Origin of the sequence: Pseudomonas sp. B35(2017) (genome assembly GCF_002113645.1) — a bacterium.
Classification (GTDB): Bacteria; Pseudomonadota; Gammaproteobacteria; order Pseudomonadales; family Pseudomonadaceae; genus Aquipseudomonas; species Aquipseudomonas ekonensis.
In genome coordinates this window covers 1-25,852 of record NZ_NEIZ01000004.1, presented here as the reverse complement: position 1 = coordinate 25,852, position 25,852 = coordinate 1, and the positions used below count along the sequence as shown (strand labels likewise).

Sequence of the window (25,852 nt, the reverse complement as noted above, 5' to 3'; positions counted from 1 at the left end):
AGGAGCCCGCCCCATGACCGATGACACCAAACCCAAGGGCCCGGCCTCGTACTTCCCGTCCATCGAAAAAAAGTAACGTCGGGCAAACGGCATTGCGGCGCACGCGCCAACGCTGCCGCTCAAGCCCCGTTGCCCAACAACCGGCTCAACGCCTCCAGCTCACCTTTCTCCACATCGGACACCAGCACGAAACGCATGTGATCCGCCTGCCACGACACCACGTTGAAGCCGCGTATCGTCTGCACCTGCTGCGGCTGATCGGCCCCCGGCGTGGGCAGGATGAACACATTGATCACGTGTTTGGCCCGGCCATAGGTCAGGGCCGCCGCCGTCTGGTGCTGCAGGTAGTCCAGCCGCCCGCCCAGCAGCGGGAAGCCTTGCGCCGCGTAGTCGGCCACCGGCGGCGAGAAGTCGAGCTTGCCGGTGAACCAGGGCTTGACGGTGTGGCGGTCGGAGGACACCACATCGTTCAGGTGCCCGCCCATCAGCGAGCGCACGTGGCTGGAGACCGCCTCATCCATCAGCGGCTGTTCGCCGCCCGGCGTCGCCACGTAAAGCACCATCGCCAGGGCCAACGCGGCGGCGGAGAACGCCGGCGCGAACCATGAGCGCCAGCGCCCGGCGGTGCGCGGGGCCGGTTCGACCGCCGCCAACACACTGGCCGCCAACCCGGGCGGCGCCGGGTAATACGCCGCGTGCTGCTTCACGGCGGCCTTCAGCGATCGGTACTCGTCATGCAATTGCGCACACCCGACGCACGTGGCCAGGTGCGCCGCGACCTGTGCCGCTGCCGCCGGGTCGAGTGCCTGATCCAGGTAACCATGCAGCTGGGTGCGGCAAACCGTGCAGTCGAATTCATTCATGGTCGTGCAACTTCAGCAGTTCGAGCTTGAGCAGGGCGCGGGCCCGGGCGAGCCGCGACATGACGGTGCCGATGGGAATGTCCACCACCAGGGCGATGTCCTTGTAGGGCATGTCTTCCAGCTCCTTCAGCACAATCACCTCGCGAAAGGCCGGCGGCAGGGCACACAGCGCCTGCTGGAGCAACGCCGCGTTTTCCGTGTGGATGGCCGAAAGCTCCGGGCCCTGCTGGTGGGCGGGCGCCGTTTCGTCGACGCTCAGGTCGTCATCGATGGCCACCCAGCGGTGCCCGGCCGACGCCTTGAGCCAGGTGTAGCTTTCGTTGCGCACGATGGTCAGGAACCACGCCTTGGCGTTGCCCTCGGCGAAACGCTGCAAGAACCGAAAGGCGCGCAAGGCGCTTTCCTGCACGACGTCGCGCGCGGCGCTGTCGTTGCCGGTGAGCCAGCGCGCGAGGTTATAGGCGGCGTCCAGATGGGGCGCAATCAGTTCCTCGAATCGCGTCATAGTGATTCCCGCACCGTCACACCCCTATAACCGTGATGCTTCGCCTTTTATTCCCTGAAAAGAATTTGTTTTTCGGCGCGGAATAAACCCGCGCCCCGAAAGGTTCATTCCCTGTCGGCTACATCACTGTAGCCCGCCAGCGAGGACACACCGATGGACATTCGATCAAAACACCCCCGGCGCACCGACGGCCCGGCCAACCCCGACCGCCGCACACTGCTCAAATGTTCGGCGTGGGCCGGCGCCGGGGTGCTCTGGGCCCTGAGCGGCGGCGTACCCCGGGCGTTCGCGCTGGACGCGGCGGGCAACGTCAGCGACCCCAAGGCCCTGGACAGCACCTTCCACTTCGTGCAGATCAGCGACTCGCACATCGGCTTCAACAAGGAAGCCAACCCGGAGCCGGCCAAGACCCTGCAAGCGGCCATCGACAAAGTCGTCGCGCTGCCCAAGCGGCCTGCGCTGATCCTGCACACCGGCGACATCACGCACCTGTCCAAGGCCGAAGAGTTCGACACCGCCGCGCAATTGCTCAAAGGCCTGCCGTCCCCCGTGCACTACGTGCCGGGCGAGCACGACACCCTCGACGAGGGCGGCGGCAAGCTTTACCTGGAACGCTACGGCAAGGGCACCAAGGGCAACGGCTGGTACAGCTTCGACGACCACGGCGTGCACTTCATCGCGCTGGTCAACGTGTTCAACTTCCAGGCCGGCCGCGAAGCCAACCTCGGCGCCGAGCAACTGGCGTGGCTGGCCGATGACCTGCGGGCCGTGGCCACCAGCACGCCCGTCGTGGTGTTCACCCACATTCCGCTGTGGACGATCTACCAGCCCTGGGGCTGGGGCACCGAGGACGGCGACCAGGCCATCGCGATGCTGCGCAAGTACGGCTCGGTCACGGTGCTCAACGGGCACATCCACCAGGTCATCCAGAAGGTCGAAGGCAACATCACCTTCCACACGGCCCGCGGCACGGCGTACCCGCAGCCGGCACCGGGGGCGGCGCCGTCGCCGGGGCCGATGACCGTCGCCGCCGACCAGTTGCGCAACTACCTGGGCCTCACCGACGTGCGGGCGACCCAGGGCGAGCACCCGTTGGCGCTGATCGACTCGACACTGGTCTAGGGGAGGGCAGGCAAATGAAAACGCGACTGTTGGCCGTGGTCGGCCTGATGCTGTCGGTGCCGGCGTGGGCGCAGGACGTGAAGATCGACATCAAGGAATTCATGTTCGGCCCCAAGGACCTGACCGTGGCCGTGGGCACCAAAGTGACGTGGGTGAACGACGACCAGATCCCCCACACCGTGGCGGAAACCCACAAGGCGTTCCGCTCGGGGGCGCTGGACACCGATGACACGTTCTCCTGGGTGTTCGATACGCCCGGCGAGTTCGACTACTTCTGCGTGCTGCACCCGCAGATGATCGGCAAGATCGTGGTGACCCAATGATCACCCGCCCAAGCGTGCCCCGTGCCGCGGCCTATAGTGAAGGAGTGGTCCTGCGGGGCCACCCCCCATGAACCCTGCGCGCGAAGAGACCGTTATGGACAACACTCTGATTTCATTGATTGGTTTTGTACTGGGCATGAGCATCGCCACCGAACGGCTGGTCGAGATCGTCAAAGGCTTCATCCCGATGCTGAATCAGACCAGCGACGATGCGAAGGTCGAGGCGCGGCGCCGATCCTACCTGCAGATACTGGCCGTGGTCGGCGGCGTGGTGACGGTGCTGTTGTCCCGGGAAGCGATTCCGGCGGACATCCCGTTCTTGAGAAGCGACTTCGGCGTCGTCTGCCTGGGCCTGTTGGCCAGCGGCGGCTCCGGCTTCTGGAACACCGCCCTGACGTACGCCACCCAGGCCAAGGAACTGAAGAAAGTCGCGGTGAAGAAGGCCCAGGAGGCGCCAGTGATCGCACCGGTGGCAGCGGTTGCCGCTGTCGTGCCGGTGGGGCCTGCCGGTGACCCTGTCTGAGTTCTGCGACACCCTCCTGTTTGCCTGACCCCCTTCGCCCGGAGGGGGCCAGGTTTCATGTTGAAGCGGTTCGGTGGCGGGTTGTTTCAACAGCTGTCGGCGCTGCTGTTTAAGTGACGCATCCGGTCATGGGTCAGTGCCCACGATGCCTTGCGCCATGGCCTACGCGTGGGCCAGAATCCGCCGCTTTGTGCGCTTTGTGCGCTTTGTGCGCTTTGTGCGCTTTGTGCGCCTTGGGGTGCGGGTTTTATCGTTTTCGGGTCACTGGGTCCCGGAAGGGCCTGGCAAGAAGAACCACTATCCACCCCAACCCTACGCCGAGTATCCCAAGTTCTTGGCGAGCTACAAGTCAGCTGGAGGCACTGCGAAATGAAGGCCCCGATCCTCTTGCTCCTCGCAATGTATGGCGCGGGAACCAGCTTGGCATTTGCCGGTGGTTCACAGGCGATAAACGACAAACAGGGGCCAGCAGGCATCGCCGTCGGTGAATCTTTGGTGGCGGCCAGGTCCAAGTTGATCAAACAAGGATGGAAGCCAACCCCGATGCACACCGGCGATGGCTATGAGTACAGCGGTGTCGAGCGCGAGCTGGCTGCACGCAAATTTTTGGAACTTGATACCTGCTCCTTTGATAGCTCGCGCTGCATCCTGTTCTATTCAAAGAAAGGCGCCTGCTTGCGCGTCGACACCATCGGTGAGCAACTCAAAGACATGACGGTGACGCGATGGGCCGATGAATGCCCGCAGGCGCCTGCCGAACCCAATGGCGGCGACGCGGGTCAGTAACGAGCTTGTGAATGGGGGCAAATGGGGACTGATGTATTGCTCAAATACACCAGTCCCCTTTTTCTGAAGCGGTTCGGTGGCGGGCCGTTTCAACAGCTGTCGGCGTTGCTGTTTAAGTGACGCATCCGGTCATGGGTCAATGCCCACGATGCCTTGCGCCATGGCCTACGCGTGGGCCAGAATCCGCCGGCTTGTGCGGCTGGGGTGCGGGTTTTATCGTTTTCGGGTCACTGGGAAACAGTGATCGGGTTTGGTAGCCCGTCTTCCGTCAGAAGCACAAGACTACTGTCTTGCGGGGACTTCATCGTCTCTGTTTTATGGTGGTCATGCGCGGGGCACCCTCGGGTGCGCCGGGGTTCCTGACGACCGGTCTACCAACCTGCGTATGGCCTCCACCCATCGTTTGGTAGCGAGGGTGCTGGCTCCTAACCGTTCTTGCGTCGGGAGTTACACCATGATCAAACCCACACCCAATCCGCCCATCCTCGATCCGGCATCCCCCTACGAATCCATCGATTCCAGAAAACTCAACGAAGCCGCCGAACGCGCCCTCGACCACTACCTCAACCCGGCCCCCTCCATCATGGCCAGCGCCAACGCGGCCGAACCCATGTACCTGCCCAACCCGGCCTACGACACCGAATCCCTGCTGGCCAACGCCTGCGAAAACCTCGGCGCCGCCTCCGAAATGCTCAACAACTTCGCCGCCGTCCTCGACACCGGCCACCGCCGCACCGCGATCGGCATCGCGCAGTTGGTGATGCTGGGGGAAGTGGCGGTGGGGCAGGCGTTGGATAACGTCGAGCCGAAGGGGTAGGGCCGAGGCGTTTTGCGACGACGGCGGGGCCTGCATCTGATGGCTTGGGTTGCAGGCCCCTCTGTCCTACCATCGGCACATCGACAGAACGGAGGTTGATATGGAAGGTGGTCAGGACAAACGAATCATCATCGTGGGCGCAGGCATCGTCGGTGCATCGCTGGCGTATCACTTGGCCCGGCACGGTGCGCAGGTCACCGTGGTCGAGGCCGAAGAGATCGCATCGGGCGTGACCGGCCGCTCATTCGCCTGGCTCAACACCTCGCACCCCGAACCCGACCCGATTGCGCCACTGCGCGGGGTTGCCATCGAGGAATACCACCGGCTCGAAACCCAGGTGCCCGACCTGAAGATTCGCTGGACAGGCGCCTTGACCTACGGCGTGACGGCGGGTGACGTACCGCCGGCCAACCGGGTGACCCGTTCGCAGATTCTCGACCTCGAACCCAACCTCAAGAACCCGCCTCAATCCGCCGGGTACGCGGCGCAAGAAGGCGCGCTGGACGCCGTGGCCGCCTCGCATGCACTGATCGCAGGCGCCGAGGCACACGGAGCGAAAACGCTCCCCCAGACGCGAGTGCTCGGTTTCGTGACGCAGGCCGAAAGGGTGACCGCCGTCGAAACCACCCGAGGCACCCTCCATGCCGATGTCGTCGTATTGGCTGCCGGCACAGGCACCGCGAAGCTGACAGAGAGGCTGGGCGCGCCCCTGCCCATCAACGCCTCGCCCGCCATTTTCATCCGCTACAGCGCACCGCCCAACCTCGTCCACACCCTCATCTCCAGCCCCGACATGGAAGTGCGGCAAAGCGCGGACGGCGCGTTGCTGGCGGCAGAGGATTACCTGGACGACACCGCAGAAAACCAACCGGCAGCGATCGCACGCCGAACGGCCCAAGCCATCCAGAATGCACTCCATGGGGCTGAGCCCCTTGAACCGGAGTGGGCCTGCGTCGGCCTCAGGCCCATGCCGGCCGATGGCGTTCCCGTCATTGGTTATCTGCCCAATGTGGGCGGTGTCTATGTGTGCGCCATGCACCCTGGGGTTGTGTTGGCGGCGGTGGTGGGGCGGCTTGTCAGTGAGGAGATCATCGACGGAAGGGTGGCAGGAGAGCTTGATCCTTGTCGGCCGGATCGGTTTTTCCGGGCTTAGTGAGGGCTGGCAGATCTCGGACAAATCCTAGAACCGGGACGGCGGCTCATTCCCGGCGTTGATGTGGGAAAAGACAGCGTCTGGATCCGCCTGGCACCCATACCTGAACAGCAGCGAAGGTTCGGCCCCCGCAAAAAATTGACCGACAGTGCGCTCGGCCGGGACAACCCATTTCGGGGCGGGCCATTGCTGAGCAAAAACACCGATGGGCTTGCCGGATGAACAAATGATCCAGGTCGCCAGTCCGCCGCTGATGCCGGGAAGGTAACCGATGCGTTGTATCGCTTCGAACAAGCCGCCCAGCGTGGCGGCGGGATCGATCCTGATCGAAGTCCTGTGGCTGTGCAGGTCATCCCCGGCATGCACGCTGTCTCGATCGAGGGTGATGATCTGCATGAGTGTTCCTTCTTCCCGTTCTGGGCTAACGCCCTTTCAAATCAGCCTGGCCACGGAGCCCGCAGGCAATGTCCGAGCGGCCTCCATTGCCTTCAGCTGTTCAACGATCCGGTCACGCTCGTCCTTTGGCGTCTCTCGGTCGTTGATGGCGTAGGGCTGGGTGTCGACCCAAACGCTGAGCTGCTCAAGCGCCGACGGCTCGCTAGGGCTGTGGTTGAGTTGCTGGAGCAGATACCCTGCCTGGCTCCACTTGGGCATCAGTCCAAGGAGCGCCAGGCGTCGGGTGGGTGACAGCGTTGCCCAGATCGTGTCGAGCTGATGGGTGAACGGCGAGCCGATGACGCTCCAAGGCTGAGTGCGTAAACCCAGGACGCCGGCCTCAAAAACGGCCCGGGCCGGCTCTGCGACCGCGGCGATCAGCCTCTCAGGGTTGCCTTCCCCTTCGAGCATCAACACGAGCGAACGCACCGCGCCGCTGCTTTGGCTCAAGGCTGCGGTCATCCAGTGTTCAGGAATACGCAGCTTCAGGTCCTGCGCCAACCCGAGCAGGCCGAGCCAGCGGGCCTTTGTGGCAGGCAGCTCGCCCGCCAACTGGGCCTGCAGCATCTGCAACGGGTCGACGCCGTACTTTCCGGCGGCCCATAGCGCAGTGGACCGTGCCGCTGGCGACGGATCCAGCAAAAACGCTTCGATCAATTGGGTGCGGCCGGTCTGCAAGCGGATCGCTTCCAGGAACGACTGCCTCCTGAGGATGCTGCTCTTGCTGGCGAGCCCGAACGCGATGGCCCGCTGAGCCGACGCCGGCTCAAGCTCCATCGCCTTGCCGAGCGCCAAGCGGCGCACGCTGAAGTCGACGTGGTGAAGGCACGCCACCAGAAACGCCTCCCGTTCATCCTCAACCTTCGTCTGAACGAGCACCCGAAACAGCAACCGCGCGCACGAGCCTCGGCTGGCGTCGAAACCCGCCGCGCAGCGCTCGACGCATTCAGGCGTTGCCAGCAATGCTTCAAGCTTGTTGATCGTCGAACGGTGGTCGTCGCGATGGCGATGCTCAAGCGCCAGAATGGCGGGCATTTGAGCGACCAGCCAACCGGCCTGCTGCGGCGTCAGGTAGTCTTCGAAAGCCTCACGCGCGACTGCGCGAACCTGAGGCACCCAATCATTGAGCCGCACGATGATCGCCGCCAACCGTTCCGCCGACAGAGAAGACCGAACCGCCCGCAGGCCGGCTTCCCGGTCGAATCCGCTCCACGAGGTGATAAGCAACGTCCAGTCACGGAGGGGGGAGGGATCTGGTGGCGTGGCTGTGGTGCTTGGGGTTGCGATGGCTGCGGCTGTGTGGCTTAGGGTGTCTGCCGTGGCGGGTGTTTTGCCGATGAAACGTTGCAACCAACTTTTCCACATGAAGCTGAATATCCCTGAGTTTGAACGGTGGCGTGGGGGTAGCATGCCTGTTCAGGGGGTGTTTTGGAACGGCTCGCTGGAAACCGTCGGGTCAGCCCTGCACTGAGTGCGATGAAGTGGAAAAAACACATAAGGGATTTGGTGGTACGGCTAAATGGAACTTAGAAAAATGCTTGTCGGCCTCTTTGGGGTGGTCAGCTTCTCTGCTCAGGCGGTCGATGTTCCTATCAAAGAAGGAATGCCGTTTGTCAGTGCCAGAAAGGCGTTGATCAACAGTGGGTGGAAACCGAACGCTACCTACGCGGGTGAGTTTGGGGTGGAGAGCATCCTTGTGAGGAAGGGCTACTCGGAGATTGAGTCTTGTACGGAGGGGGTTAGGTATTGCAGCTTCAATTACATCAAGGATGGGGTGTGTCTGGGTGTGGGGGTTGTTGGGGAGGAGGTTGAGGGAATGAAGGTTTACGCTTGGGTGTTTAAGTGTCCTGGGAAGGAGTGAGTGTTGTTTGACTTTATTAAGCGGTTTTTTAAGCCTGCCTCCGAAGAGAGCGTTCTTGGGTATTCGATTTCGGAGCTTAAGGCGATTTTTAGGGCCGAATTGCAAGAGTTTCCTCGTGGGGAGTGTTGCTATCCTGTTTTTGCATCGTTAGTTGGTTTGGGGGTGCAGGCGTTCTATTCGGATTTTGTTATGGATGTGGCGGATGTCGGTGAGTTTCAAGCTCTGGTAGATGAACGTTTTAGTGCTTGCGATGAAATTGATTTAAATGGCTTGGTGATGCGGTGCTGTCTGGATGAAATTCAAAATATTCGATTAGTTGTTTCTGTATCAAGAAGGGAGTTTAAAGTCGCGACGGTTCGGTTAATTACCAATGATATTGGTTTCTTGGAAAGTCTTTGCGAGAAGAGGTTTGCAGTTCCTCCGCCGTGGATTGTGTTTGAGAATTACAATGCGTCTTGGTGGGGCGGTGATATGCAGGGTGCACAAGGCTACTATGACGATAGCTACTTTTTTGGGTTCTTTTCTAATTTAAGTGCGTCTGAGAGGATTGACTACTATGCGAGGTATTCAGCGTCAGAGGAATGGGTTAGGAGCTTGGAGTTAACGTTGTTGTAGCCTAGGTGGTCAGGGAGCGGCGCAAAATCCACTGCTGTAAACCGCGATAGTCCGCCCAATTAAAAGGACCGCCCCGTGCCCAATCCATTGATCAGGCACGCTCCCCGATACACCACCACTTTACCTCGACTTCATCATCATCCTGGGTTACATCATGCCCATGCTCAATGAATTGTTCAGGCACATCCAGTAGCAAAGGGGGCAGATCTATTAAAAAAATAGATCTGCCCAATTTTTTATCTTATTGTAATCGGGTTTGTGCTAGTTTTGGCCGAGGTGTTCACCTCAGGACTATGACAGCTAATCGTCAAGGCAAAGGGACTATACTGTTTAACAATCTAAGGATAAGAAAATGAGCAACGCATGTACCGGGTTTCGAAAAATCTTCAATTTTGAACGCAACCTCAAATTTGAGGGGTCGTTCGATGTTGGCCCCTTTCGAATTATTGTACCCGAGGAGCTTATAGGTGGGCGATTCGCGCAGGCGAAAACATTGACTTTTGAGAAAGTACTCAGTTCGTCTGGATCGAAACATACCGTAACGGAGCGGGCTGCTGCTGCTGGTGATTGGAACCTGACTGCGTTAGTTGTTGAACATGCCGCGCTCGATTCGCCTTCTATGCTAATGCCTGACAATCCTTGGGTAAATGGAGCCTACGATCTGTCTTTGATCCTCTCGTTGTTGACCGGCGCATACGTAGCGGTCAATAACGAGTCTTTGCCGGACTTTCAACTAAGCCCAGCCTTGCCGATTGTCAGTAAAAATTTTTTCTCGGGAAGCTTCAAAATTGATTGGGCGTTATTACCTGCTATGCGAGCAGCGGGTGCTGGGGAAGCACTTTACGCATTGTCCCTAGCCCGTGATAGTAAAGAAGGTGTAGTTAAACTTGCCATGGGCTCAGCAGCGTTGGATGGTCTGGTATCGCGCTGGCACAGTACTTCAAAAGCGAATCGATACACGCCAGAGGTGAAGGAACATGTTAAGGCGGCCCTACAGGTATTTGAGGCTCATCTGATCAAGGCAGAAGTGGATAGTGAACTAATCAAGGATATGATGCCTCGGACAACCAACCTTTCGAGCGAATCAGCGTTATCCAAGCTTACATCTTTTTTGACCGCGTTTAATATGTACCCGAAAGATCCAGATGACGCAGTCGTGAAACGCTTAAGGTACTTTAATGCCCTACGCAATTCGGTTGCGCATACTGGCTCGCTTCGCCTAAATGTTGCTGGCCCAGCTGATGTCACTGGCAGGGTTGCGGGCGCGGTTGCGATCCTTCTCCAGCACATTTGTCGGGTGTATGTTGCGAAGTACCTTTTACAAATCTCAGACGCAGAAATTGAAAGTGCCCAGAAAATGGTGTGGGAGTTCTTTGTGCAAGGAACTTTGCTGGGTCAGGATATTCTCGCAGAGGACTACGATACTTACCGGCAGCGGCTTATCGATACTTACGAAATGTATGGAAGTCTAGATCTCTGATGCAGAGGGAGTTATAGGTGGTTGAAGTATTTTTCTTTTGAAAAAAAGTGGGAGGGTAAGTGGGGCTGCGTGGAAACGGGGTGGATCTGTTTTTAATAGACCTGTCTCCCTTTGTTTTCCTCGCCTAGCTCCCTTACGTAACCCATATCAGAGGGAGGGGGTAGAAGCTGGAGAAAAGCTGAGTGAAAGCTTTTAGAGGGTAGTACAATATTTTGCTGAAGCCTATCTAAAGGCTCCAGCGCTTCGGGCCGATGATGACTATCTAGAACCGCTTTGCTACAGCGGCAACTTCTTTTGCTGTTTTGGCTTCTGTTGTGGAGTCACCAGTTCGCCAATATAGATGCTCGTTGTAATAAGAGACATCCTGTTGTGGTGGTATTGTTATGACAATAATCCCAAGTCCAAAATAAGGATTGTAGTCGATGTGAGAAAGAACCGATGTTTTTAATGGTTCGGAAAGAGCTGCTTGCTTAATAGACTCCTTGATTTTTATAAAGTAATCCTCCGTGCTGATGTTGAGGATTCGTGCTTCCCGATTTATTCCTACTACGTCCCGCTTGCCTACTTTTTTGGCTGAGACCTTATCCAATCTAGCGACTCTTTCTGTGTCAGCTGGCTTGTCGCTCACACCTATTATGAGCTTTCCTGTTCGTTGGGGGCCGTTATTTGCGATGGCGCATAAGGTTTCGTGGATTTTTTGCAATATTCCTGGATCAATTTTCCTATCGGGACTAAGGCTCAAAATCCCTTGCTTGAATTCAAAGTCAGATTGCTCAACCTCCGAACGACGGAGCAGAGAGTCGATATCAGCGATTGCGTGATTTCCATAAATTGGCGGCGCAGGTTGGGCAGGAGTAAAGAATTCCGAGATCAAGCCTTTAACAGAATTAATATTTTTGCGACGTTGTGCTGCAGAAGTAGCGCCTTGCCCTTTACCGATTCGCTCAGTGAGATCAAATATCGCCTCACGAATACCGTTGTAATCGGTAATTATCATGTTGTCTTTGACGATGATCTCGTGAAATGCAATCAGTACGACAGCGAAGGCCGCTGGGAATGGGTTTGTTGATTTCGTTTTAAAGATGATGTTGCGCAGTTTTTCAGGCTTAGGTTTTTCGGGGTTTCCAGATGCACAAACTTCGAGTATTTGGGCTATACAGTATTTCAGTTCATCTGATAGACGTTCAGCTCCATAAACTTCGAGGGCTGCAAGGATCCTGTCTGATTCCGGCGAGTCAGAAGTGTAGATTACATCGAGAGCTTCCTTGGAACGTTCTATAAGTTGGCCGCCTACAATACATGCTGCAATATCTGCGATACATTGCTCATCGATGCTGTCACGAAGCTCTGTCGATCTGAGAATTCCATGCTCCACCCAAAATACTTCATCAGCCTGAACTAGGTAGCCATGCTTGGTCTTTGGTAAGTCGATACTAATCGATGGCATTAAATTTAGGGGCAATATTTCATGGGATTCATCGCCCCTCAACGTACAGGCTATGGATCTGACGAGTTCCGAAAAAGAGTTTTGAATGCCCGCTTGACGGCGCTCTTGATCACTTAGTCGGTGGCCATAAGTATTTATGCGGCCAAAGACGTCGTTAATCTCATCTTCGGTTGCACCGCGCATTACAGACATTGCAAAAGGGTAATCTAGTATCGTGCCAACTTCCCTTTGTGTCAGATATATCTCGGACTCGTTGGGTGTAAACGCACCTTCGTCAGCACGGCGTTTTGCTGAAGGAAAGTGTTCAAGTGAAAACATACTTCCACGCGTGTCCGAAAAAGATGTTTCGATAAAAGACATAATGGCGTGAAGTCGCTGAAGTCCGTCGATGATTTCGTAAGTGCCAGGCGACTCCTCTCGCTCTGCGATTAGAATTGCAGGTATTGGATACTTTTTGAGAATGGATTCAATAAGTTTTTGTTTTTCTTCAAGTGTCCATACCAGTTTTCTTTGATAACGGCGATTTACGTATAAAAGGTTGTCGCTATACATGGCGTAGAGCGACTGAATTGTGGTCGGTTGTGAGGTCAGCTCTGCCATGCGTAACTCCTGTAATTTTGGAGTATCAGTCTCGCTAAGATCGCACCGTTGATCAAGAGACTCTAGAGAGGATCGCAACGTTTATTTTTCGAAGGGGGGACTCGACGAGTCTACATCTCCGTGCCATTGCAGAGGCTTTGCCTTCATCCCAGTTCTTGTGTTTTGGGGAGTAAGACCGGATTTCTTTGGAGGACAGAGCGGCACGAAGCGGTACTTGGTGAGCGCGTCCGCATTTGGCTGAACGCAGACGCTCCCCAATCAAAAAGAACTCTCCCGGCCCCCAACCTCAACCCCCCCACCCCCCAACCGCTCTCCATTCACCATCACCTCCACCCCATGCCACCCCGCATAATGCTTACGCGTCGTGAAATCCTTGATCTGCTGCCGCCGCACCACCTCAACCTCCCCAAACCCCGCCAAATCCAACCCCTTCAACTTGAACACCTTGCGCGACGTCCCGCCGTTTGCCTTCACGTAGTCGATCGCGTAATCGATCACCAACCGCTGTACCTCGGGCACGGTGGACTTTACGGTGAACGACAGTGTGATCGTGTCCCCCAGCCGTACCACTGCCGGTTCCACCTTCACGTCCAGCAACTCGACCTCGGCCTTCGCGCCGGCGCCGATGAGGCTCAGGGCGCGGGGGTTGCCTTGTTTGATCAGGTTGCGCAGGGCGTGTTTGGCGATCCAGGCGGTGTGTTTGTTGTCCAGCGACCAGCCTTCGACGGTGTCGAGCACCCAGTGCGGGTGTTCCTTGGTGATGTCGTTGAGGTGGTTGGCCACGGATTTGCGCACGTAGAGGCTGTCGTCGGCCTTGAGCCGGTCGAGGATGCCGGCCGCCAGTTGCGGGTCGGCCTGCACCGGTTCGAGGCGGAACGACCAGGGCAGGCGCGGGCGGCTGCCTTCGCTGGCGAGGCGGCGGACGTGGTGGTTGTCGTCGCGGGCCCAGTCGTGCATGCGTTCCAGGGTGCGGGCCAGGTCGCTGCGCAGGAAGTGGCGGATGGCGAATTCAGAGGAGCCGAACGCGGTGAAGTAGTGGAGCGCGTCCAGCGAGGTGTCGAACGCGTGGCCGCCGTAGCTCGCGACGTAGTGCGGCAGGGTCATGCCGACGAAGGCGCTGTTGAGCCGGGGCGCGAGGTCGCGCAGGACGGCGAGCGAGTCTTCATAGCTCAGCGGCAGCACGGCGTGCAGGCATTCGCTGACGCGGGCCATGCGTTGCATCACCGAGAGCTCGTCGAGGCCGTCGTTGGCCTGTTTGAGGAAGGCCTTGGCCTTGAACGCCGGGTACACGGCGCTCATCTCGTCGGCGATGTGCCGCAGGCGTTCGGCGTTGAAGATTTCCTTGAGCGCCGGGGCGGCGGTGGCGGGGGTGCTCATGGTCAGTTCATCGGCGTGCGGGCGAAGGCGTCGAGGCCTTCGGCGTACGCGGTGTAATGGGCGATGTGCGGGAAGCGGGCGGCGTCGATCCGGTCGGGCACCACCAGGCCGGTGAAGCTCCAGGCGACGGCCAGGGTGATGCCGTCCTGCATCAGTGCGCCGTCGGTGGGCAGCGGTTGCCGTTGCAGTTCGAGTTCAAGGGCGGTGAAGGCGGCGGCGAGTTGGCCTTCGACCCGCTCGACCCACGGCTGGTACTGGATTTCCGCCGGGCGCAGGTTGCGTTCGTAATAGAGCTGCACGGCTTTTTCGCATGCGGCCAAACCCAGGCCGATGAGGTGCAGGGCGCGTACGCGCGCGGCGAGGTGGGCGGGCAGCAGGGATTGGCCGGAGAGGGTTTCGAGGTGGTCGATGATCAGGGTCGAGTCGATCAGCGTCTGGCCGTCGTCGAGGATCAGGGTAGGGGCCTTGACCACCGGGTTGATCTGTTGGAAGCGCTCGAAATGGCGGAACACCGACACCGGTTCGTGCGCAAGCTCGATGCCCAGGCACTGGGCGGAGATGGCCACGCGGCGGACATAGGGTGAGTCGAGCATTCCGATCAGTTTCATGTGCAGCTCCCTGGGTGTTTGTTATGGGTGTCGAATGTAGCGGTTCGGTCTGGCGGTTGACTACACCCGCATGCCGTAACGGGGATGAAACACCCGAAAATAAAGGGCTTCGCTGGCCTTGCCGGGGGTGGTTCCGGTTCTATAGTCAAAGTGCCAGCATCGGCCAGGGATGGTAAAAGCAGACAAGTTCAGACCCACTGATTCAGTACTTGTCGGCATGTGTCCCTTGCAGTCCAAGGCCTTGCGAACGTGGAGGCCTTGGAAGGTGCGAACGCATCAGGTCGTGCTTTACGGACAGCAAGGGGGGCGGGACATGTACGGTTATAGATTCACGGTGTTGTGTCTTGTGGGCATGGGACTGACCGGATGTGGCAGTTCAAAGCCCGAGCCGGGCGTTGTTGCCGAGAATTGGACACTCAATACGGAGCAACTGGGTATCAAGGCGATCTATCCGCCCCGTAGCAATGTTGAAGTGGGTGACCTGTTTATTGCGCGTGCGGCAAAGGCGGGCGAGAAACTTTCCACCGGCGACTACGTCCTCGCTTCGACGAAATTCGATTACATCGATATCGATGCGCAGATTGTCGAATCCGCGCGCAAACACACGTTCACGTCGTTGGCCACCTATGACGACGGTTCGGGAAACGGCTCGGTGCAGGCCCGGGCGCTCATCCCCATGGAAATCGATGGCACACAGGTCAACAGTCTGGTGGCGTTTCCTGGGTTTACCTTTGCCTCACTGGCCGAGAGCGACATCGGGGTCAACGTTACCAGCAGCGCCATCGCGTCCGCCCTGGGGTTTGGGCGCCGTTCTCAATACAGCGTTTCGTATTCGGTTCCCAGCGCTGAAACGTATGGGGCCAGGTATCTGCTGGCGAGAAAGCGATTCGACGAAGAGACGTCCACCCGTTACACGGAAGATGATCTTCGCAGAATGCGCGAGGCGGCTGATCAACTGCAGGCAACTCAGATGAAAACGGCAAACGCCGCTGCCCCGATACTGGTGTTTGTCACGGATGTCTATTTGGCCCGTGCCCTTGATGTGGTGGTGACCTCAGAGGAGGGTATGAGCGGCACGTTCAAGGCTGTGACCTTGGCGATGGTCGATTTAAGCGACAAGAAAAAATCCCTTGAGGCACAACTGGGCAAGTTGACCGGGGAAGCGGCAGCGAAGCCTCAAGCACCTGCGGAGGCGCCCAAACCCAAACCGGAGGATCCCAAACCCGCTGTCGCAGGCGAGAAGCCTAAGGAAGACAAGCCCCCCAAAGAAGGTTCAACGCCGCCTAAACCGCCGGCCAAGCAAGCCGAGATCGATCGGGTCAAGTCCGAGTTGGCACAGGTTAACGATCAGCTGAGGGAGAAGGTCAGCCAGATCGTGCCGGACTTGCCCGGGGTCACCGGATCGGTGGTCCGGTCATCGGCGTTGGGCATCACGTTGCGGCAAGCCTTTGCGGAACCTGTCGCCATCGGATATCGAGGCATCCATTTCAAAATTGCGGCGCTCAAGCCTTCTGGTGCAACTGGCAAGCCTTTTGAGCCAGATTCCGTCGGTGATCCTGGGCCGTTGCTGCGCATACTTCCGGGGGTCAAGATCAAAGGCATAGGCCAGTAACACCGAATCTGGCCCTCAACAGGTGGCGAGTGCACCGCACTCGCCACCTGCTCACTAGTCCTCAAACCCCACCTGCTCCTGCATCTCCTCCACCTTCAACCCCAACCGGTACGCCAGCGCAATGAACAACGCCTGGCACAGGCACAACGTCGCGCTCAACGAGCGGAACGCGAACGAACGCCCCTCGTTGACCAGCAGCACCGCGCCGGCGCCCTTGGTCAGCGGCGAGAGGTGGCTGTCGGTGATGACCAGGGTGTTGGCCTGCTGCTGCCGGGCCAGGCGCAGGCAGTGCTGGGTTTCCTTGGCGTAGGGGGTGTAGCTGATGGCGACCACCAGGTCGTTGGCGCGCACGCTGCGCATCTGTTCGCGGTAGCTGCCGCCCAGGCCGGAGATGAGCTGGATGCGCTTTTGGGTGTGGCGCAGGTTGTAGGCCAGGTAGTCGGCCGCGGCGAAGGAGCGGCGCACGCCGATGACGTGAATGTGGTCGGCGCCGGCCAGCAGGTCCACGGCCTTTTCGAACGCGGCGTCGTCCAGTTCCAGGCCCAGCCGTTCGATGCCGGAGAGGGTGGCGGCGATGCATTCGCGGGCCAGGTCGCTGTCGGTGGTGGGCCGGGACTTGTCGGCGATCAGCGTGCGGATGCGTTTCTGGTGGCTCTGCACCGGCGTGGTCTTGTGGGTGTAGGCCTCGCGAAACAGCGCCTGCATCTCGCTGAAGCCGCTGAAGCCGAAGCGCTGGCAGAAGCGCACGATGGCCGACGGGTGCACTTCGCACTCATGGGCGATGTCGCTGATGCGGTCGAGCATGATCCGCTCGCTTTGCTGGCTCATGTAGGCGGCGATGCGCTTGAGCTGGCGCGGCAGGGAGTCGTGTTCGTCGGTGATCCGCTGCAGCAGGCGCTCGGCGTTGACCGGCTGATCGGTGGACGGCATGGACAATCCTTCTGGCTGTTCTTTTATAAGGGCACGCGGCTGCGGCGAGGGGGCGCCGGCCTTGAGGATAGCCAGTCCGGGCGGCGTTTTGTGAAGCCTAAGTCCATGGTTTTGCTGCTGAATCGATGCACCGCGCCGGCCTGCGCGTTCAGGGTGGGGTGCGACAAAGCGCCACGCCCAATCGCCGTTTGTCTTCTATATACAGCCGCTGGACTGAATTTCTTGCTATAAACGCACTCCGATGGCCGCTGCGAACCCCGTCTGCGGGCGGTTTCCGGGCTTTGTCGGACAAATTCCCTGTATTTCCAGTTGCTGAGGCCTCAATCGGGCCTTAGACTGCCGCCCCTTCGTAAATTGAGTGCCGGGTGGCGTTTGCAATAAACGATGCCTTTCCGATGACCGCAGGCGGTTCGCCGGAACGCTCCCTAATTCGCCTTAATGCACGTTTTTTATTAGAGATATCAATGACAAAGGACAAGTTGCTGGCCATGCCGGCAGATGACTACATGAATGCCGAGCAGCACGCTTTCTTCACTGAGCTGCTGCAGAACATGAAAGTCGAAACCCACGAGCGCATTGAGCAGAACCGTATTGCCATCGAAAGCCTGGACACCCCGGCTGACCCGGCGGACGCCGCCTCGGTGGAAGAAGAGCGCACCTGGCTGGTGAACGCGATCGACCGCGACCAGCGCATGCTGCCGCAACTGGAACAAGCCCTTGAGCGCATCAAGGAAGACAGCTTCGGCTGGTGCGACGACAGCGGCGAGCCGATCGGCCTCAAGCGCCTGCTGATCAGCCCGACCACCAAATACTGCATCGAAGCCCAAGAGCGCCACGAGCAGATCGACAAGCACCAGCGCCAGGCCTGATTGCGCCGACGCGGTCATCGCGGGCAAGTCCGCCTCCACAAGGTTTACGGTGATACCCGGACCTTTGTGGGAGCGGGCTTGCCCGCGAAGCGTTTTGCCGTCCGTAACAATCCCGCCGTTCCATTGACCTGCCACAGACCCCACGACTAACGGACCATGGATAATGGCGTTGTAGTGGCGTTTAATGCGGCCACAACAATGAGAACACGCGTGGGGTTACGAAATGACGAGAGATGGATCTCTGGTTGAGGCTCTGCCTGCACCAGTTGTTTTGCCGAAGAACCGCTGGCTGTCGCCGACGCTGCAGAGCATCGCCCTGATGCTGTTGCTGGCGGGCATGGCGCTGGGGGGCTGGCCGCTGTACGCGGGCATGCCGCTGGCGGTGCTGATCGTATGGCTGCCGCGACTGCGTTCCCGCGCCACCCCTGAGGCCCGGCCTGTCGACACCGGCAGCGCGATGGCCGAACTGACCCGCGACCTTTCCTACACCACCAGCCATAACGCGCTGTCCGCCGCCGGCGTGGCGTTTTCGGTCAAGGCACTGGCCGGCAAGCTGCAATCCCAGCTCGATGCGGCGCAGCAGATCGTCAGCAACGCCGAGGTGATGATCGCCACCGAACAGGCCACGTCGCAGCTCAGCCGGCAGGCGTTGGGCGCCGCCAGCGAGGCGCACCACAGCAGCGCGGCGGGGCATACCGTGCTGGTCGATTCCATTTCGCGCATGCATCAGCTCAGCCAGCGCGCCAACGACAGCCGCGAGCTGATCGAAGCCCTGAGCCAGCGCAGCGACGACATTCAGCGCGTCACGCTGGTGATCCAGTCCATCGCCAGCCAGACCAACCTGCTGGCGCTCAACGCCGCCATCGAGGCGGCCCGCGCCGGCGAGCACGGGCGCGGGTTTGCGGTGGTGGCGGACGAGGTGCGCGGTCTTGCGGCGCGCACGGCGTCGGCCACCGACGAGGTCGGCGAAATGGTCGCCGACATCCAGCAACGCACCGCACAGGTGGTGGAGCAGATCCGCCAGCTCTCCGATGACCTGCACACAGGCGTGGAGCAGGTCGAGCTCACCGGCCAGCACCTGGAAAACATCGCCCGGCTGGCCGCCGGGGTGGAAACCCAAGTGGGCGAGATCGCCCAGGGCGCCGAGACCAACCGCGAGCAGCTCGACAGCCTGTTCACCGCCATCGAGCAGATGCGCGCCGACCTGGCCATCAGCGACCAGCAGACCCGCCGCCTCGCCGAAGCCGCCGTGCAGATGGAAGGCCAGGCCGAGACCATCAGCGAACGGCTGGCCGAGGTCGGGCTGGATGACTACCACCAGCGCATCTACGACCTGGCCCGCGAAGGGGCCGAACAGATCGCCGCGCGCTTCGAGGCCGATGTCGATCAAGGCCGGATCAGCCTCGACGACCTGTTCGACCGTCACTACCAGCCGATCCCCGGCACGCGGCCGGAGAAGTATCAGACCCGGTTCGACCGCTACACCGACCAGGTGCTGCCGGCGATCCAGGAACCCTTGCTGCCGCGGCACGAAGGTTTGGTGTTCGCCATCGCCTGCACCCAGCAGGGTTACGTGCCGACCCACAACCAAGTGTTCAGCCAGCCGCTGACCGGCGACGAGCAGGCGGACACCGTCAACAACCGCACCAAACGCAAGTTCGCCGACCGCACCGGCATCCGCTGCGGCAGCCACCAGCAGCCGGTGCTGTTGCAGACCTACACCCGCGACACCGGCGAGCTGATGCACGACCTGTCGGTGCCGATCACCGTCAAGGGCCGGCATTGGGGCGGATTGCGCCTGGGCTACAAGCCTGAGGCGCCGCGCTGAGGATTGTTGCCGCACCTGCAATGAAGCTGTGCATCCCGGCGGCTGTTTCCCTGGGGCCTGAGTCATTACTCTGCCTGCATAGTTAGGTAGCTAATGGTCTCGGGAGGTCAGCATGCAATGCAGGGTCGATGTGGCGGCGGTGATCGGCAGTGCCGTGCCCGCCGGCTTGCGGGCGCGGGGGCAGCGCGTGTGCTGGGTGGTGCTGCTCAACGGCGAGCCCCGGGGGACGGCGTTCGCCAGCCGCGACGAGGCGGAAGAGTGCAGGGCCGCTTGGCTGGCGCAGTTGAGTGCCGGGCTTGAAGGCCACCTGCACTGACCGGCTCAGAGGCCCATTTGCGCTTCCAGTGATCGGGCGAGGACGCAGGCTTGGTTGTGATCCTTGCGGAATCCTCTCACACGTCCTGTCGACGTTTCCTTGATGTGAAAGAACCCGTTACCGGCCGGCACCACGCGATAGCGCGGCCCGTCGGTAACGGGTTCATTGCGTTGCAGGCCGTAGCCGTCCGCCGTCGGCGGGAATGGGAGGGCGTCGGGACGGGCTTGGGCGGGCAGGGCGAAGTGGGTCAGGTTGCACATGTGAAGTCCTTTTCGTGGTCGGATCGGCATTGGTTTACCGTTGCGGGTAGTCGTATCGAGCATCGGTGCTCTAGAATCGCCAGTGCCTGTTGGCGAACGTTGTTTATCTAAAGCAATTTTTTACCGGCGATATGTCGGAAAAATGCTTTTTTTAGTAAGTTTTTTCCCTAAAGTTCGTAGTCGGTTTTGTCCGGCCCATGACGAGGCGTTTTCCTTCAACGTCCGGCGAACTTCAGGGCAGATTCCGCGAGCGGCATTCCGTTAGTCTTACCGAACCTCGCGATGAAGGGGCCGCTGCCCCGCTCAGGCTTTCACCTGATTCATTCGGCAATACCGTCGGCCCGGCCGTCACTTTTTTGCCGTGCGCGTTTTCCGGCGCGCGGCACTCTTTTCCAGTGTGGGGATGTTTCTTTGGCAGTCAGTAACCTCGATATGCATGCCTTGTTCGTGTTGGGCGATTTGCGGGCAAAGCTGGTCAAGCAGTTCCAATCGCGTTTCGTGTATGTCACCGAACAGAACGCCGAAGGCATTTACGTGGCGGAGATCGACACCGAAAGCGCCTTGGTGGTGGACGACAAGCCGGGGCTCAAGCTCAAGGTCGGCGACCATTTCAGCGCGTCGGTGCTGCCCAGCCGCGAAGGCGGCAAGTTCGACATCCGCTTTCGTGACATCAAGCTGGTGGTCTACGGCCTGGGCGACTACGCCTTCGTCACCACCGCCGACGGCCATGCCATCGTGTTCAAGGAAGGCCACAACGTGGTGACGGTGTTCGCCGCACACGCGCAGTTGACCGAAGGCCTGACCAAGACCCTCAAGGCCGTCACCGCCAAGGCCGCCAAGTGGCGCAAGGGCGAGCTGGTGACGTTCAAGGCCAGCGAGTGAGCCGCGCCGACTTTCATGGGCAGCACCTCGACCGCGCCCGTGAGGAGGCCCGCAGGCTCTACGCCGCGAAGGCCGAGCTGAAAGGCGCCTGGCTCGGTTGGGTGGCCTCGCAGATCTACGGCCTGCGCCCGGCGGAATACGCCAGCATGGTCAGACGCGAGCTGCAGCGCTTGCAGGAAATGTCTGAAAACTGATCTTCGTCCGTGTCATGCCCTGAAAAAGCAGGAACCTCGTCTACAGTCAGTTGACTGAGTATTCAGAGGCTTGCGGTCTTCTGTCAGGCCGTCCTGCTATTGCTGCGAACAGCACGAGGTGCAACGCATGAACGGATTACGACAGTGGTTTTTCGCCTGCCTGAGCGCATGGGCCCTGCTGGCGACGCCGGCGGCGAACGCTGCGCAAAAGCCCATCCATTTCGCCGACCTTAACTGGGAGAGCGGCAGCCTGATCACCGACGTGCTGCGGATCATCGTCGAGAAGGGCTACGGCCTACCCACCGACACCTTGCCGGGCACCACCATCACCCTGGAGACGGCGCTGGCCAACAACGACATCCAGGTCATCGGCGAAGAGTGGGCCGGCCGCAGCCCGGTGTGGGTCAAGGCCGAGGCCGAAGGCAAGGTCGCCAGCCTCGGCGACACGGTCAAGGGCGCCACTGAGGGCTGGTGGGTGCCGGAGTACGTGGTCAAGGGCGACCCGGCCAAAGGCATCAAGCCGCTGGCGCCGGACCTGCGCAGCGTCAGCGACCTGATCAAGTACAAGGATGTGTTCAAGGATCCGGAGAACCCGGCCAAGGGGCGCTTCCTCAACAGCCCGATCGGCTGGACTTCGGAGGTGGTGAACAAGCAGAAGCTGATCGCCTACGGATTGCAGGATGCCTACACCAACTTTCGCAGTGGCTCCGGTGCGGCCCTGGATGCGGAAATCAGTTCATCGATCCGCCGGGGCAAGCCGGTGCTGTTCTATTACTGGTCGCCGACGCCGCTGCTCGGCAAATTCAAGCTGATCCAGTTGCAAGAGCCACCCTTCGACGCCGAGGCCTGGAAAACCCTGACCGACGCCGACAACCCCAACCCGAAACCGACCCGTTCGCTGGCCTCGAAGCTGTCGATCGGCGTGTCGGCGCCGTTCCAGAAGGAATACCCGGAGATCGCGGCGTTCTTCGCCAAGGTCGATTTCCCCATCGACGCGCTGAACAAGGCTTTGGCCGGCATGAGCGAGAAACACACACCGCCGCGGGAGGCGGCGGTGGCGTTCATGAAGGATCACCCGCAGGTGTGGCAGGCTTGGTTGCCCAAGGACGTGGCGGACAAAGTGGCCGCCGGCCTGTGACCAAGGCCGGCGCCTTCAATGGTCAACCGCTCTGGTCGCGCCCTCAGAACCGCGTCTGCACCGCCAGCTCGAAGGTGCGCGGCGTGCCCAGGTAGTACGCGGGCGACACATGGGCGAACTCGGCATACACCTCGTTGGTCAGGTTGCGCACCCGGCCGGTGACGGTGGTGTGCGCATCGACCTTGTAGCTCAGGAAGCTGCCGAACAGCGTGTACGACGGCACGGTCATGGTGTTGGCCGTGTCGGCGTACACCGACGCCACGTACCGCGCATCGACCCCGCCTTGCCATTGCGGCGAGAAGTCATAGGTCAGCCACAGGTTGCCCACGCGGTCCGGCACGTTGGTCGGCGTGTTGCCCTTGCGCGAGACCACCACGCCGGCGGCGTTCTTCTCCGTGAAGTCGTCGTATTGGGCATCGACCCAGGCGAAGTTGCCCTCGGCCAGCAACCGGTCGGTGATGCGCAGCGAACTGGCGACCTCGATGCCTTTGGAGGTCTGCTGGCCCACCGGGATGCTTAGGGTCGGGTCCAGCGGATCGGTCACGGCGAAGTCCTTGCGCTCGATCGTGTAGGCCGCCACTGTCGCCGAGCCACGTCCGTTCAGGTAGTCGAACTTGCTGCCGATCTCCCACTGCTTGCCCGTCGAGACGTCAAAGTCCTGGGTGCCGTTCGGCTGTTCGGCGGCGGTGCTGTACTGCACGTAGACGTTGGCCGACGGAATGAATTGGTAGGTCAGCCCGACGCGGCCGGTGACCGGTTCCCAGCTGCGTTTGAGGTGCTTGGGGTTGCTGGCGGTCACGGTGCGGTGGTTGGTCACGTCCAGGTCGATGTCGTCGTAGCGCAGCCCGGTGAGCAACGCCAGCTTGTCGGTCAGCGCCAGACGGTTTTCGGCGAACAGGGCCTTGGTGGTGACCTCGTTGGTCTTGTCGCTGACGAAGCCAGGCTTGGTGCCGGGAATGTCGTAGAAGTGCCCGGGCCGGTAGTTGTCGGGGTCGACCGTGCTCGCGCCCTTGACGTTGAGCGGCGAGTTGGTGGTCTGGTTGACCTTGTACTCGAAGCCGCCGGACCACGTGGTGTCGAGGCCGAACAGGGTGTTGTCGTGGCGCAGTTCGAACTGGTTGCCGTTCTGTTCGCCCTGGTGCCGCACCTGATACGCGGTGGAGCGGTTCACCGCGCTGTTGTCGGCGTTGTACTGGTAAGTCTCCAGGTTGCGGTAGTCGCGCTGGCTGTCCAGGTGGTAGAGGGTGTTGCGCAGGGTGGTGCTGTCGTTGATCCGGTAGTCGATGATCGAGCGCACCCAGATCGTACGCTGCTCGTAGCGGCCGTCCTCGACGTTGTAGTTGTTGAAGCGGTTGTGCTTGTCGATCTTCAGCTCGCCCGCCTTGGGGTTGAGCACCGGCGTGCCCCAGTACGGGCTGTCTTCGTGCTCGTCCTGGTATTCCAGGGCCAGGGTGTGCGACAGGTCGGGCGTCAGGTCGCTGAGCAGGGAGAACGCCACGCTCCAGGCGTCCCGCTCCTGGCGGTCGATGTAGCCGTTGCCGGTGTTGTGGCTGACGTCCAGCCGCGCGTAGTGCTGCACGTCGGCGCCGGGTTCGCTCAGGGCATGGTTGAGGCCGAAGGCGGTTTCGACGGTGTCGAAGGTGCCGTAGCTGACCCGGCCTTCGACGGCCTGCTCGTCGCGGGTGGCGAGCTTGGTCACGTAGTTGAGCGAGCCGCCGACCGAACCTGCGCCGTTGATCAGCGACGACGGGCCGCCGACCAGTTCGACCCGGTCGTAGATCCACGCATCGACCGGCCGCGCCAGCCCGCCGGAGACGTTGACGCCGTTGAACATCTGGGTGATCTGGCTGCTGGTGAAGCCGCGGTAGGACACGAACCCGCCGAAGCCCGGCGGGGCGCTGGCGTTGACGCCGGGCAGGGTGTTGGCGGCGTCCTGGAAGTTCTGCGCGCCGTGGCGTTCGATGTCGTTGCGGTTCGCCACCGCCACCGAGGCCGGCGTGTCGCGCACGCTCAGGCCCAGGCGCGAGGCCATGCCGCTGGAGCCGTCCAGGCTCAGGCCCGGTTCGGCGGCGGACTCGCCGTCGATGGTGATCGGCGCCAGGTCCACGGCCGATTGCGCCCAGGCGTTGACGGACAGGCAGCCGCACAGGCTCGCCAGCAAAGTGAGTTGTTTCATCGTTTGAATCCTGAATGCTTGTCTAGGAATCAGCGCACAGGCGAACGCCGCGCGTTGGCGCAGTGGGCTGACGAATCAAAAAGGCAAGGGCACTCAGGCGAGCGGCGGGGCGCGGGGGTTGGCCGAAGGCCAGGTGAAGCGGGCGGGGAGGTCGGCGCTGACGATGGCCGGCCGCGGCGGGCTGTGCTGTTCCGGCAGGATCGCCAGGGTCAGGCTGGAGTTGAACGCCGGCCCCATGCCGCCGGTGGAGCACAGCGGGCAGCCGAAGGCCTTGGCCAGGGTCGGCAGTTTTTCTTCGGAAGGGGTGGCGGCGAGCGGCGCCTGGGTGGCCGGATCGACCGCGCAGAACTGGCCGCCGAGGCCGTTGAGCTGCATCCCGACCATTTGCCCGTGACCGATGCTGCAGGCGAACACGTTGAACAGGACGCAGCAATAGAGCATCCAGGCCAGCAGTGAGCGATCGGAACGGGTGAATTTCATGGGCGGCACTTTACCCAAGGTCGAACGGTCGTGCACATGGAAAAATGCCGTCTAGGATGATTTTGTTCAAATCGAAAACAAGGAACCGCGACCATGACGTTTGTCTTGGCTCGAGGGTTGGTCACGGTGTTCGCGGTGATCAGCCTGGTGCATGTGTATTGGGCCCTGGGCGGGCAGTGGGCGGCGGCTGCGGTGGTTCCGCACGTGCCCGTGGCCGAAGGCGCGGCGACGTTGCGGCCGGCGTTCAAGCCGTCGGGCTGGCTGACGTTGCTGGTGGCGGCGGCGCTGCTGTCGGTGGCCGCGCTGGTGTGCCTGCGGGTGGGGTGGTGGTTGCCGACGGTGCAGCACTGGTCGCTGCAATGGGTGATCAGCGCGATTGCGCTGCTGATGTTCGCCCGGGCCATCGGCGACTCGGAGCTGGTGGGCTTCTTCAAGGAGGTGAAGGCCTCGCGGTTCGCCTGGCTCGACACCTGGTTCTACTCGCCGCTGTGCACGGTGTTGGGGGCGGGGTTGCTGGCGGTGGCCTGGGTTTGAGGTGGCCTGTGCCGGCCTCATCGCCAGCAGGATCGGAATCAGCCAGGCGTGCACCACCGGCCCTTCGCTGAACGCGGAAAAACACAGGATCGACGCCAGCGCCACGCACCACGAACCC

28 protein-coding genes and 1 pseudogene are annotated in these 25,852 nt (G+C 60.6%); 17 read left to right on the top strand and 12 right to left on the bottom strand.

Annotated elements, in window-relative coordinates; translation table 11 throughout:
- Window positions 1-119: 119 nt before the first annotated feature.
- Together CAG41_RS09135 and CAG41_RS09130 are read right to left on the bottom strand one after the other, a co-directional pair.
- Entirely contained in the window at window positions 120-863 is a 744-nt protein-coding gene (locus CAG41_RS09135) for an anti-sigma factor (protein WP_085706908.1), read from the bottom strand.
- Window positions 856-1,368, bottom strand: a complete 513-nt coding sequence (locus CAG41_RS09130) for a sigma-70 family RNA polymerase sigma factor (RefSeq protein WP_085580054.1) — start codon at window positions 1,366-1,368, stop codon at window positions 856-858. Before CAG41_RS09130 ends, CAG41_RS09135 begins: the two co-directional genes overlap by 8 nt.
- A 153-nt stretch (window positions 1,369-1,521) precedes the next feature.
- On the opposite strand from CAG41_RS09130, the gene CAG41_RS09125 reads away from it, so the two are divergent.
- From CAG41_RS09125 to CAG41_RS09100, 6 genes are all read left to right on the top strand, one after another.
- A complete protein-coding gene (locus CAG41_RS09125; protein WP_085580056.1) occupies window positions 1,522-2,490 on the top strand; it encodes a metallophosphoesterase in 969 nt (322 codons plus the stop codon).
- A gap of 14 nt (window positions 2,491-2,504) precedes the next feature.
- Window positions 2,505-2,813: a cupredoxin family copper-binding protein gene (locus CAG41_RS09120; protein ID WP_085633924.1), complete on the top strand. Its 309-nt coding sequence runs from the start codon at window positions 2,505-2,507 to the stop codon at window positions 2,811-2,813.
- A gap of 94 nt (window positions 2,814-2,907) precedes the next feature.
- Window positions 2,908-3,336: a hypothetical protein gene (locus tag CAG41_RS09115; RefSeq protein WP_139831332.1), complete on the top strand. Its 429-nt coding sequence runs from the start codon at window positions 2,908-2,910 to the stop codon at window positions 3,334-3,336.
- Between the two features lie 369 nt (window positions 3,337-3,705).
- Window positions 3,706-4,122 (top strand): hypothetical protein, encoded by a 417-nt coding sequence (locus CAG41_RS09110; RefSeq protein WP_085637516.1) that lies wholly within the window; start codon window positions 3,706-3,708, stop codon window positions 4,120-4,122.
- A gap of 454 nt (window positions 4,123-4,576) precedes the next feature.
- Window positions 4,577-4,939: a DUF6124 family protein gene (locus CAG41_RS09105; protein WP_085637513.1), complete on the top strand. Its 363-nt coding sequence runs from the start codon at window positions 4,577-4,579 to the stop codon at window positions 4,937-4,939.
- Window positions 4,940-5,018: 79 nt separating this feature from the next.
- The gene (locus tag CAG41_RS09100; RefSeq protein WP_371917466.1) at window positions 5,019-6,092 is read left to right on the top strand and encodes an NAD(P)/FAD-dependent oxidoreductase; all 1,074 of its coding nucleotides are present in this window, start codon (window positions 5,019-5,021) and stop codon (window positions 6,090-6,092) included.
- A gap of 27 nt (window positions 6,093-6,119) precedes the next feature.
- Here CAG41_RS09100 and CAG41_RS09095 read toward each other — a convergent pair whose 3' ends face one another.
- Window positions 6,120-6,488: a hypothetical protein gene (locus CAG41_RS09095; RefSeq protein ID WP_085706906.1), complete on the bottom strand. Its 369-nt coding sequence runs from the start codon at window positions 6,486-6,488 to the stop codon at window positions 6,120-6,122.
- Between the two features lie 36 nt (window positions 6,489-6,524).
- On the bottom strand, window positions 6,525-7,877 hold the full coding sequence (locus CAG41_RS09090; protein ID WP_139834964.1) for a hypothetical protein: 1,353 nt from the start codon (window positions 7,875-7,877) through the stop codon (window positions 6,525-6,527).
- A gap of 169 nt (window positions 7,878-8,046) precedes the next feature.
- Here CAG41_RS09090 and CAG41_RS09085 point away from each other — a divergent pair, with 169 nt between their 5' ends.
- From CAG41_RS09085 to CAG41_RS28260, 3 genes are all read left to right on the top strand, one after another.
- Complete coding sequence (locus tag CAG41_RS09085) at window positions 8,047-8,388, top strand: hypothetical protein (protein WP_256582550.1); 342 nt, start codon at window positions 8,047-8,049, stop codon at window positions 8,386-8,388.
- A 3-nt stretch (window positions 8,389-8,391) separates the two neighbouring features.
- The gene (locus CAG41_RS09080; protein WP_085706904.1) at window positions 8,392-9,003 is read left to right on the top strand and encodes a hypothetical protein; all 612 of its coding nucleotides are present in this window, start codon (window positions 8,392-8,394) and stop codon (window positions 9,001-9,003) included.
- A gap of 352 nt (window positions 9,004-9,355) precedes the next feature.
- Complete coding sequence (locus CAG41_RS28260; protein ID WP_139834963.1) at window positions 9,356-10,483, top strand: hypothetical protein; 1,128 nt, start codon at window positions 9,356-9,358, stop codon at window positions 10,481-10,483.
- 262 nt (window positions 10,484-10,745) lie between these two features.
- On the opposite strand, the gene CAG41_RS09070 is transcribed toward CAG41_RS28260, so the two are convergent.
- The 3 genes from CAG41_RS09070 to CAG41_RS09060 form a co-directional block, all read right to left on the bottom strand.
- Window positions 10,746-12,530, bottom strand: coding sequence for a DUF262 domain-containing protein (locus CAG41_RS09070; RefSeq protein WP_085706902.1), 1,785 nt, complete (start codon window positions 12,528-12,530; stop codon window positions 10,746-10,748).
- A gap of 258 nt (window positions 12,531-12,788) precedes the next feature.
- Window positions 12,789-13,907, bottom strand: a complete 1,119-nt coding sequence (locus CAG41_RS09065) for a DNA alkylation repair protein (protein WP_085706901.1) — start codon at window positions 13,905-13,907, stop codon at window positions 12,789-12,791.
- Between the two features lie 2 nt (window positions 13,908-13,909).
- Window positions 13,910-14,515 (bottom strand): glutathione S-transferase, encoded by a 606-nt coding sequence (locus CAG41_RS09060; RefSeq protein WP_085657207.1) that lies wholly within the window; start codon window positions 14,513-14,515, stop codon window positions 13,910-13,912.
- A gap of 313 nt (window positions 14,516-14,828) precedes the next feature.
- Between CAG41_RS09060 and CAG41_RS09055 the strand changes: the two genes are divergently transcribed.
- Entirely contained in the window at window positions 14,829-16,127 is a 1,299-nt protein-coding gene (locus CAG41_RS09055) for a hypothetical protein (protein WP_139834962.1), read from the top strand.
- A 54-nt stretch (window positions 16,128-16,181) separates the two neighbouring features.
- Here CAG41_RS09055 and CAG41_RS09050 read toward each other — a convergent pair whose 3' ends face one another.
- On the bottom strand, window positions 16,182-17,057 hold the full coding sequence (locus tag CAG41_RS09050; protein WP_085586362.1) for a MurR/RpiR family transcriptional regulator: 876 nt from the start codon (window positions 17,055-17,057) through the stop codon (window positions 16,182-16,184).
- Between the two features lie 464 nt (window positions 17,058-17,521).
- On the opposite strand from CAG41_RS09050, the gene CAG41_RS09045 reads away from it, so the two are divergent.
- The 3 genes from CAG41_RS09045 (at window position 17,522) to CAG41_RS09035 (ending at window position 20,070) form a co-directional block, all read left to right on the top strand.
- On the top strand, window positions 17,522-17,926 hold the full coding sequence (locus CAG41_RS09045; RefSeq protein ID WP_065260998.1) for a TraR/DksA family transcriptional regulator: 405 nt from the start codon (window positions 17,522-17,524) through the stop codon (window positions 17,924-17,926).
- Between the two features lie 223 nt (window positions 17,927-18,149).
- Entirely contained in the window at window positions 18,150-19,754 is a 1,605-nt protein-coding gene (locus CAG41_RS09040) for a methyl-accepting chemotaxis protein (protein ID WP_085586363.1), read from the top strand.
- Window positions 19,755-19,866: 112 nt separating this feature from the next.
- Window positions 19,867-20,070 (top strand): hypothetical protein, encoded by a 204-nt coding sequence (locus tag CAG41_RS09035; RefSeq protein ID WP_085633224.1) that lies wholly within the window; start codon window positions 19,867-19,869, stop codon window positions 20,068-20,070.
- 5 nt (window positions 20,071-20,075) lie between these two features.
- On the opposite strand, the gene CAG41_RS09030 is transcribed toward CAG41_RS09035, so the two are convergent.
- Window positions 20,076-20,330 carry a hypothetical protein gene (locus CAG41_RS09030; protein ID WP_085657205.1) on the bottom strand — a complete coding sequence of 85 codons (255 nt, stop codon included), beginning with the start codon at window positions 20,328-20,330 and terminating at the stop codon, window positions 20,076-20,078.
- 432 nt (window positions 20,331-20,762) lie between these two features.
- Here CAG41_RS09030 and CAG41_RS09025 point away from each other — a divergent pair, with 432 nt between their 5' ends.
- From CAG41_RS09025 to CAG41_RS09015, 3 genes are all read left to right on the top strand, one after another.
- Entirely contained in the window at window positions 20,763-21,212 is a 450-nt protein-coding gene (locus CAG41_RS09025) for a hypothetical protein (protein ID WP_170930065.1), read from the top strand.
- Window positions 21,209-21,406 carry a hypothetical protein gene (locus tag CAG41_RS09020; RefSeq protein ID WP_085586371.1) on the top strand — a complete coding sequence of 66 codons (198 nt, stop codon included), beginning with the start codon at window positions 21,209-21,211 and terminating at the stop codon, window positions 21,404-21,406. Before CAG41_RS09025 ends, CAG41_RS09020 begins: the two co-directional genes overlap by 4 nt.
- Before the next feature lie 127 nt (window positions 21,407-21,533).
- On the top strand, window positions 21,534-22,544 hold the full coding sequence (locus tag CAG41_RS09015) for an ABC transporter substrate-binding protein (RefSeq protein ID WP_085586373.1): 1,011 nt from the start codon (window positions 21,534-21,536) through the stop codon (window positions 22,542-22,544).
- Window positions 22,545-22,587: 43 nt separating this feature from the next.
- On the opposite strand, the gene CAG41_RS09010 is transcribed toward CAG41_RS09015, so the two are convergent.
- Together CAG41_RS09010 and CAG41_RS09005 are read right to left on the bottom strand one after the other, a co-directional pair.
- On the bottom strand, window positions 22,588-24,720 hold the full coding sequence (locus CAG41_RS09010; RefSeq protein WP_085706899.1) for a TonB-dependent siderophore receptor: 2,133 nt from the start codon (window positions 24,718-24,720) through the stop codon (window positions 22,588-22,590).
- Between the two features lie 93 nt (window positions 24,721-24,813).
- Complete coding sequence (locus CAG41_RS09005) at window positions 24,814-25,200, bottom strand: DUF2946 domain-containing protein (RefSeq protein ID WP_085586377.1); 387 nt, start codon at window positions 25,198-25,200, stop codon at window positions 24,814-24,816.
- Window positions 25,201-25,293: 93 nt separating this feature from the next.
- Between CAG41_RS09005 and CAG41_RS09000 the strand changes: the two genes are divergently transcribed.
- The gene (locus CAG41_RS09000) at window positions 25,294-25,734 is read left to right on the top strand and encodes a DUF3995 domain-containing protein (RefSeq protein WP_085586379.1); all 441 of its coding nucleotides are present in this window, start codon (window positions 25,294-25,296) and stop codon (window positions 25,732-25,734) included.
- 18 nt (window positions 25,735-25,752) lie between these two features.
- Here CAG41_RS09000 and CAG41_RS28805 read toward each other — a convergent pair.
- A pseudogene (locus CAG41_RS28805) lies at window positions 25,753-25,852 on the bottom strand (Na+/H+ antiporter subunit G); the annotation flags it as partial.